At 71.1% G+C, this 8503-nt stretch carries 6 protein-coding genes; 4 read left to right on the forward strand and 2 right to left on the reverse strand.

Annotated elements, in window-relative coordinates:
• Positions 1-18 precede the first annotated feature (18 nt).
• The gene (locus tag ABN273_RS03540; protein WP_349447132.1) at positions 19-1449 is read right to left on the reverse strand and encodes an AMP-binding protein; all 1431 of its coding nucleotides are present in this window, start codon (positions 1447-1449) and stop codon (positions 19-21) included.
• 80 nt (positions 1450-1529) lie between these two features.
• Between ABN273_RS03540 and ABN273_RS03545 the strand changes: the two genes are divergently transcribed.
• Positions 1530-2522, forward strand: coding sequence for a hypothetical protein (locus ABN273_RS03545; protein ID WP_349447133.1), 993 nt, complete (start codon positions 1530-1532; stop codon positions 2520-2522).
• A gap of 64 nt (positions 2523-2586) precedes the next feature.
• Positions 2587-4830 (forward strand): acyl-CoA dehydrogenase family protein, encoded by a 2244-nt coding sequence (locus tag ABN273_RS03550; protein WP_349447134.1) that lies wholly within the window; start codon positions 2587-2589, stop codon positions 4828-4830.
• On the opposite strand, the gene ABN273_RS03555 is transcribed toward ABN273_RS03550, so the two are convergent.
• Entirely contained in the window at positions 4827-6647 is a 1821-nt protein-coding gene (locus ABN273_RS03555; RefSeq protein WP_349447135.1) for a hypothetical protein, read from the reverse strand. The two genes, ABN273_RS03550 and ABN273_RS03555, sit on opposite strands and share 4 nt — an antisense overlap.
• An 83-nt stretch (positions 6648-6730) precedes the next feature.
• Between ABN273_RS03555 and ABN273_RS03560 the strand changes: the two genes are divergently transcribed.
• Together ABN273_RS03560 and ABN273_RS03565 are read left to right on the forward strand one after the other, a co-directional pair.
• Complete coding sequence (locus tag ABN273_RS03560) at positions 6731-8263, forward strand: MmpA family trehalose lipid delivery protein (RefSeq protein ID WP_349447136.1); 1533 nt, start codon at positions 6731-6733, stop codon at positions 8261-8263.
• Between the two features lie 104 nt (positions 8264-8367).
• The gene (locus ABN273_RS03565; protein WP_344996422.1) at positions 8368-8502 is read left to right on the forward strand and encodes a hypothetical protein; all 135 of its coding nucleotides are present in this window, start codon (positions 8368-8370) and stop codon (positions 8500-8502) included.
• Position 8503 lies beyond the last annotated feature (1 nt).

Below are 8503 nucleotides of genomic sequence, written 5' to 3' on the forward strand. Positions count from 1 at the left end.
GGCAGGAGTGTGCCCACCTCAGCTGGAAAGATACGCCTCCCGGACGTCACGTCTGCTCAGTTTGCCCGTCGGCGTGCGCGGCAACGACTCGCGGTACTCGATCACGCGCGGATGCTTGAGCCTGGCCAGCCGGGGCGCGCAGTGCCGCAGCAACTCGGCCGTGAGCTCGTCGCCGGCCGCGACCCCGGGCGCCGGCTGCACGAGCGCGACGACCTTGTGCCCCCACTCCGGGTCCGGCACGCCGATCACCGCCACGTCCGCCACGGAGGGGTGCTCGAGCAGCGCGGCCTCGATCTCGGCCGGGTAGATGTTGACCCCGCCGGAGATGATCAGGTCGGTCCGCCGGTCCAGCAGGAACAGGTAGCCGTCCTCGTCGAGGTAGCCGATGTCCCCAGGGGCGTACGCCTGACCGCGCATCGCCGCCGCCGTCTTGTCCGGATCGCCGTGGTACTCGAACCGGTTGATCCCGCCGATGTAGACCAGCCCCGGCGACCCTGGCCCCACCTCCCGGCCGTCCTCCCCGACGATCGTGAACGTCATCCCGTCCAGCGCCCTGCCGACCGTGCCGGGCCTGGCCAGCCACTCCGCCGAGGACACCATGGTCGCCACGGCCGCCTCGGTGGAGCCGTAGTACTCCCACAGCACAGGCCCGAGCCAGTCGATCATGGCCTTCTTGGTGGCCGGCGGGCACGGGGCCGCCCCGTGGTAGAGGTGGGTGAGGGACGACAGGTCGTACGACTCCCGATCCGGCACCCCCAGCAGCCGGTGGAACATCGTGGGCACCATGAACGCGTTCGTCACCCGGTACCGCTCGATCAGCCGCAGCGCCTCGGCGGCCTCGAACCGCTCCGGCGCCACGATCGAGTGCCCCAACTGCAGCGCCATCATGGCCTGCCCGTACGGCGCCGAGTGGTAGAGCTGCGAGCTCACCAGGTGCACCCCGCCGGACGGCAGCCCGAAATGGCGCCAGCTCTTCCGCATCAGGATCGGGTACAGCTCCTCCGGCGTCAGGTCCAGCAGCCGCCGCCGCACTCCCTTGGGCCGCCCCGTCGTACCCGAGGTGTAGAGCATCATGGACCCGGCCCGCCGGTGCGCGGGCGTGTCGGCGGGCTGCCCGGAGACGAGCTCGCCGACCGTGAGGGCCTCGGGTGAGATCACCACCTCGGCCCCGCAGTCGGCCACGATGTAGCCGATCTCCTCGGCCGTGAAGTGCCAGTTCACCGGGACGAGGTACGCGCCGGTCTGGTACGTCGCGAGCATCATGGTGAGCGCGTCGAGCCCGTTCCTCAGCACGGTGACCACGCAGTCGCCGGGCGCGACCCCGCGGGACGCCAGGCCGTTGGAGGCCTGGTTCACGCGAGCGAGCAGCTCGCCGTAGGTGGCGCCCGTGTCGCCGAGGAGGGCGGGACGTTCGGGGTCGTTGACTGCGATCTCATAGAAACCCCTCATATCCGCAGACCATACAGAATTAGATTCTGCGGGGCGAGCAGAGGAATTATCCCGCTCTCTCGTGACGTAATCTCGAGGTCATGGAGGACGTCGGCGACCAGAGTCCCTCGTACGATTCACCCACCACCCCGTTCCGCAAGGTCGTCCTGCCGTCTGAGGAGACGGTCCAGATCCCCCGCCCGCCCGCGCCGGGGCCGTCGGTCCCGATCCGCCCGCCGGCCCAGCAGCCGCCCGCCCAGCAGCCCTGGATGGAGCCGCTTCCGGCGCAGTCGCCTCCGGCCGGCCGGTTATCCTCGCTGCCGCCCGTTCCCGAGCCGCCGAGGCGCGGCATCGGCGACATCCCGATCAAGTTCGTCTACCTCGTCGGCGCCATACTCGGCACCGTCCTGGCCGTGTTCCTGGTCTTCTTGCTCTTCTCCGGCGACGTGCCCGCCAACAAGAAGGCTGCCGAGGCCGCCTCCGCCGCCCCACCGCCGGCCTCCGCCGCACCCGTGGCGTCGCCCACCCCGACCGTGACCGAGAGCCCGATCGTGCTGCCGCCCGTGCCGGCGAGCAAGGCGTACCCGACCCTGCCGGGCACGGCGTCCGTGGTCATCGGCATCATCAGCGACCAGAACACCGGGATCAGTTATCCCAGGCTGGCCGCGCCGTGGAAGGCCAAGTCGTTCCCGCCGTTCTCGATTGCGCAGCGCATCGGCAAGGTGGCCGTCCCGCACACGGTGATCGCCTCGGCCATGTTCCCGGGCGACTCGCCGGAGAAGAAGCCCGCCAAGGACGCCGACTACCGCGAACTCGCCGCCCAGGCCGCCCGCTGGGCGATCAGCACCCAGTACCCCAAAGGCGCCACGCTCGCCTGGACCGCCTCCAAGAAGATCCCGGTCGGCAAGGGCTGGACGCTCGGCTACAAGGTCACCTACACCTTCAACGGCAAGCAGCAGGTCGGCCAGGCCATGGTGACGGTCGTCGAGGTGGGCAAGACCAAGCCCGCGATGCTCCTGGCCGCCATCCCCGAGACGAACAAGAAGCACTGGCGCGACATCAACACCCTCGTGCAACAGCTTCGCCCGCTCTAGGCCCAGAAGCATCCTCTAGAATATGATTCTGGGTGATGGCCCGGACCTGGCATGGAGGATGAGCATGGCGATCGGGTTGAGCGAGGAGCACGAGGCGCTCCGCGAGTCGGTGAGCGGCTGGGCCGAGCGGAACATCCCGTCCGAGCTGCTGCGTGCCGGGGCGGACACGCGCCCCACGTTCTGGCCGGGCCTCGCCGAGCAGGGGCTGCTCGGCCTGCACGTGCCCGAGGAGTACGGCGGCTCCGGCTACGGGCTGCTGGAGACGGCCGTGGCCGTCGAGGCGCTGGCCGAGCGCATGGCGCCCGGGCCCTACCTGCCGACCGTGCTGGCCAGCGCGGTGATCAACGCCTCGAAGCGGCCCGAGCACCTGGAGTCGTTCGCCGACGGCACCCTCACCGGCGCCGTCGCGCTGACCGGCACGCTGAGCGGCACCCGCACCGAGGACGGCTCCCTGGTCGTCTCCGGCACGGCCGACCACGTGCTCGGCGGCTCGCTGGCGGACGCGCTCGTGCTGCCGGTCGCCACGGCCGACGGTGCGGAATGGGTCCTCGTCGACGCCTCCGCCGCCACCGTCACCCCGGTCAAGTCCCTCGACCTGACCAGGCCGGTGGCCAAGGTGGAGCTGTCGGAGGTGGTCGTGCCCGCCGAGGGCATCCTGGGCGGCGTACAGAGCTCCGACGTGCGTAACATCGCCGCGATCCTGCTCGGCGCCGAGGCGGCCGGCCTGGCCTCCTGGTGCGTCACGGCCGCCGCCGAATACGCCAAGGTGCGCGTCCAGTTCGGCCGCCCGATCGGCCAGTTCCAGGGCATCAAACACAAGCTCTCCCGCATGCTTGTCGCCCTGGAGCAGGCTCGCGCCACAGTGTGGGACGCCACCCGTGCCGCGGAGCGGCGAGCCGGGCCGGAGAGAGCGAGGGCGTCCAGCCCGATGCCAACGGAGGCCCGAGGGAGCGCGACCATCGACGCAGCCAAAGAGCTGGACTACGCCGCCGCCATCGCCGGTGTGATGGCACCCGACGCCGCCGTGCAGTGCGCAAAGGACGCCATCCAGACGTTCGGCGGCATCGGCTACACCTACGAGCACGACGTCCACCTCTACTACCGCCGCGCGCTCACGCTGCGCGCCCTGCTCGGTTCGTCGTCCGAGTGGGCCGCCAAGGTGACCGAGCTGGCCCTGCAGGGCGTCTCCCGCGAGATGCGGATCGACCTGCCCGAGGACGCCGAGGAGCTGCGCGAGTCGATCCGCGCCGAGATCGCGGAGATCGCCCGGCTGGAGGGCAAGGAGCAGAAGCGGGCCCTGGCCGAGCGCGGCTTCGTCATGCCCCATCTGCCCAGGCCATGGGGCCGCGACGCGAAGCCGCTGGCGCAGGTGCTGATCGCCCAGGAGCTCAAGGCCGCCAAGGTCAAGCTGCCCGCGATGATCATCGGCGCGTGGGTGGTGCCGTCCATCGCCACGTACGGCACGCAGGAGCAGCAGGAGCGCTTCCTGCCGAAGACGCTGAGCGGCGAGATGATCTGGTGCCAGCTGTTCTCCGAGCCCGGCGCCGGCTCCGACCTGGCCTCGTTGCAGATGAAGGCGGAGCAGGTCGAGGGCGGGTGGAAGCTCACCGGCCAGAAGATCTGGACCTCCGTCGCCCACGTGGCCGAGTGGGGCATCTGCATCGCCCGCAACTCGAGCGAGGGCTCCAAGCACCAGGGCATCACGTACTTCCTGGTCGACATGAAGTCCCCGGGCGTCACCGTCCGGCCGCTGACCGAGATGACCGGCGAGAACCTGTTCAACGAGGTCTTCCTCGACGGCGTCTTCGTCCCCGACGACCTGGTCGTGGGGGAGGTCGGCGACGGCTGGAAGGTCGCCCGCAACACGCTCTCGAACGAGCGGGTCTCCCTGTCGTCCGGCTCCGGCGGCACCGGCGCCTCCGTGTCCGACCTGCTGGGCCTGATCGGCCGGCTCGACCGCGAGCTGACGCCGGTCGAGGCGCAGCAGGTGGCCGAGGTGGTCTGCGAGGGCCACTCGATCAACGCGCTCTCGCTGCGGGTCACGCTCAAGCAGCTGGCCGGCGCCGAGCCGGGCGCGGACGCCTCCGTACGCAAGCTGCTGTCCACCTCCCACGCCCAGCACGTCTCCGAGACGGCGGTGGAGCTGCTCGGCCCGGCGGCGGTCATGGCCGCCGACATCAAGCTCGGCGACCCGGGCTACTGGAACCGGGCGGTGCTCGCCACCAGGGCGATGACGATCTACGGCGGCACCACGGAGGTGCAGCTCAACATCATCGGCGAGCGCATGCTGGGCCTGCCGAGGGACTAGCGGACGGGCTGCGGCGGGACGGGCGCGGCGTCCTCGGTGGGAACCGGGGCGCCGATCCTGATCTCGCCGACGCAGGAGCCGGGGCCGGCCGCGCTGACGGCCAGCTCGCTCCCGCCGCCGACGATCGTCGCGTAGGTCGTGCCCAGGTCCTTGCCCGCGGCCACGGTGCTCTGCGCGAGCCCGAGCCGCACGTTCAGGGTGGTCTCGGCGCCGTTCAGGTAGGAGATCTGGACGGTGTGCTCGCCGTCCTGGACCGGAACGGGCAGCTTGAAGCGCACCTCTGCCCGGCCGACAGGAGTGCAGGCGGCGCCGCCCGGGACCGTGACGCCGTCGATCGACAGCGGTCGCAGCCGGCCCTCCTGATCGAAGATCATCGGCGTGGGCGCGGGTCCGGTGAGCCGCCTGGTCCAGGCGATCTCGCGCGGTGCGGTCGGGCCGAGTATGCGGGAGTGCAGCGCGTAGTCGTAGAAGAACACCGGGAGGGCTATCTTGGCCGGCACGTACGTGTCCAGGACGACCGAGCCCGCGGGCATGCGCGCCAGCGCCTGCCTGGCCGTCTCCACGTAGCTCCTGACGTTCGTGCCGAGCGGCCGGTCGGCGTAGGCGGCCACCGACCACACCGAGCCCGCCGCGAACACCGCCGCCACCGGCGCCCACGCCCACCTGAGCCGGAGCGCCGGGCGGCGCCAGGGCCGCTCCTCGCCCTGGACCGGGATGAACGCCAGCCCGATGACCAGGGCCACGACCGTGGCGGTGGAGGAGATGTACCGCAGCTCGAACCCGCTCAGATCGGGACCGAGCATCTCCACCCGCCCCAACATGATCGGCACCACGTCGGCCAGCAGGAAGTAGCCCAGCAACGTCAGCCACGCCAGCCAGGCCCGCCGCCGCCAGATCACGGACACGGTCACGGCGACGGCCGCCACCGCCAGGCTCGCCCAGATGAGCGCGTGCGGGGTGGCGGCCAGCGCGTAGTCCTCGCCGATCGGCTGCCACCGCCACGGGCCGCCCAGCGACGTGGGCATGAGGGAGCCGGTCAGCAGCGTCCACGCCGACTTCGCCGCGACCTCGGCGGTGGGCAGCATCGGCCGGAACGTGTCGTTCGTGAGCTGCACCGAGGTGAACAGCTGCCGGAAGAACACCACCGCGTACGGGACGAGCACGGCCAGGTAGAGCAGCCAGCCCCGCCACAGCCGCCGCCCGCCGAGCCAGCCGAGGGTGAGCACGAAGGCCAGCACCGGGATGAACGGCGCCTTCACGAAGAACACCATCCCGAACACCGTCCACCCGGCCGCCGCCACCGCGTGCCTGAAGCGTCCGGTACGGGTGTAGAGCACGTGGGAGGCGAGCGCCATCGGCAGCGCGATCTGGAACGGGAGCGTCTCCGCCACCACCGCCCACCACGACAGCCCGGGGATCGTCATCGGCGTCAGCAGGTAGAACCCGAGCGGGACGAGGATGGCCGGACGCGTCCCGAACAGCAGCCGCAGCAGCCGCAGCAGCGCCAGGCTCGCCGCCGCCTGCAGGCCGATCGTGAGCGTGTGCGCGAGGGCGTCGTTGTAGACGCCGAGCCGCCCCATCGCCCAATGGATCGCGAACGCCCCCGGCATCATGTGGCCGAAGTCGATCCGCATGAGGTAGTCCCAGGACAGCTGGCTCTCCAGCCCCCTGGCGATGAACATGAAGTCGTCCTGGCGGAAGTACGTCCGCCTGACCAGCTCGAACTTCCAGACGAGCTGCACCGCGACCATAGCCAGGCCCACGGCCAGCACGGCGTCGCCGCCGCGTGACCACTGGCGTGCCCCCGCTGTAGCCACCCTCGACATCACCCCCGCGACGACTCAACCACGCCGGGGTCGGCCGGGGAATGGCCGTAGCGGGGTTGTGATGTCATAGCGGGATGCCGCACACGCCCCGAGCCGGGGCCGCCTCCGCCCTCCTCGGGCTCGTGCTCGGCTGCCTGGCGCTCGGACCCGCGCTGGGCTGGGGGTTCACGCTGCTCCATGACATGGTGTTCGTGCCGGACCCGTCGTTCACCGCGTGGACGTTCGGGCTGGCGGGCGGGGCCGCGCGGGTCGTCCCGAGCGACGCCGTGGTGACCGCGCTGTCGCTGGTGCTGCCGGCCGAGCTGGTGCAGAAGGCGATCCTGCTGGGGATCTTCGTGCTGGGCTGTTCCGGGGCCGCGCTGCTCCTGCCGTCGGAGTCGCTGGGGCCGCGGCTGGTGGCGGGCGCGTTCTACGTGTGGAACCCGTACGTGGCCGAGCGGCTGCTGATCGGGCAGTGGGCGCTGCTGCTCGGGTACGCCGGGCTGCCCTGGGTGGTGCGGGCCGCGTGGTCGGGCCGCAGGGTCGCCCTGGCCATGCTGCCCGCGGCGGTCGGCGGGTTCGCGGCGATGACGGTCACCGCGATCACGGCGCTGCCGGTGGCCCGCCGGATCTTGCCGGTGGTGGGTGTCCTGGCGGCGTTCAGCCTGCCGTGGCTGGTGCCCACCGCGCTGCGGCCCGAGGGGCTCGACGGCGACCCGGCCGGCGTGTACGCGTTCGCGGCCAGGGCCGACACGCCGTTCGGCGCGGTCGGGAGCCTGCTGTCACTGGGCGGGATCTGGAACGCCTACGCGGTTCCCCCCGGTTACGGCGCCTTCGTGGGTGCGGCGGCCAGGCTGCTGCTCACGCTGGCCGGGATCGTCTTCTTCCTGCGGGGCGACGTGCCGTACAAGAAGGGCCTGGCCGTGGCGGCCCTCGCCGGGCTGGGGATCGCGTGCGTGGGGGTCGGGGAGGCCGGGCGGGCGGCGTTCGCGTGGCTGGTCGGGGTGTGGGGCGGGTTCGCGGTGTTCAGGGACGCCCAGCAGTTCGTGGCGCCGCTGGCGCTGGTGGCGGCGCTGGGGCTCGGGCTGCTCGTCGAGTCGGTCGCGCGCGAGCGGGTCTGGGTCGCCGCGATGGCGCTGGTGCCGGTGGCCGTGCTGCCGACCATGGCGTGGGGGTCGCTCGGGAGGCTGGGGGCCGTCTCCTACCCGGAGAGCTGGACCGCCGCGCGTGAGGTCATCCGGCGCGATCGGGAGCCAGGGGACGTGCTGGTGCTGCCGTTCGAGTCCTACCGGCAGTTCCCGTGGAACGGGGGGCGGGCCGTGCTGGATCCGGCGCAGCGCTTCTTCGCCGTGCCGGGGCGGCGGGTGGTCTCCAACGACGCCGTACGGGTCGGTGACATGGTCGTCAAGAGCGAGGACCCCCGGGCGCAGGCGGTAGAACACGTACTAGGAGAGCCCTCGCCTGATCTTCCCGCGGCGGGTTTTCGCTACGTGATAGTCAACGCGGGGACAGTTGAAGAGCGGCAGCGGTTCGGCGTATTGCTACGCAGCGCAAGGGCCGTGGTCGATAGGGGTGACCTGCGACTCTACCGGTTCGACGGCCCCGTGCCGCACCGATATGCCCCCTGATCAGGGGATTTATAAAGATTTCATAGAGCTACTTCCGAGTAGCAAGAATTGGTTCTAGGTTGGGGACGGCCCGCACCATTTGTCCGCTCGAGGAGGAACCCCCCGTGATTAAGATCCTCTTAGCAGCGATCATCGGCGTCGCCGTAGCGGCTCTCGTGGCGACGGTCACCACGGTCTCTCTCACCGGTGCCACCGCCACGCCGGTCAACCAGCCTCTCTACTTCTACGGCGACCGGTAAC

Origin of the sequence: Nonomuraea sp. B19D2 (assembly GCF_040137845.1) — a bacterium.
Classification (GTDB): domain Bacteria; phylum Actinomycetota; class Actinomycetes; order Streptosporangiales; family Streptosporangiaceae; genus Nonomuraea.

What these genes read in the sequence shown, in the direction of transcription:
- ABN273_RS03545 (WP_349447133.1), top strand. Translation starts at nt 1,530, where the DNA reads ATGGAGGACGTCGGCGACCAGAGTCCCTCGTACGATTCACCCACCACC.
- ABN273_RS03560 (WP_349447136.1), top strand. Translation starts at nt 6,731, where the DNA reads ATGCCGCACACGCCCCGAGCCGGGGCCGCCTCCGCCCTCCTCGGGCTC.
- ABN273_RS03550 (WP_349447134.1), top strand. Translation starts at nt 2,587, where the DNA reads ATGGCGATCGGGTTGAGCGAGGAGCACGAGGCGCTCCGCGAGTCGGTG.
- ABN273_RS03540 (WP_349447132.1), bottom strand. Translation starts at nt 1,449, where the DNA reads ATGAGGGGTTTCTATGAGATCGCAGTCAACGACCCCGAACGTCCCGCC.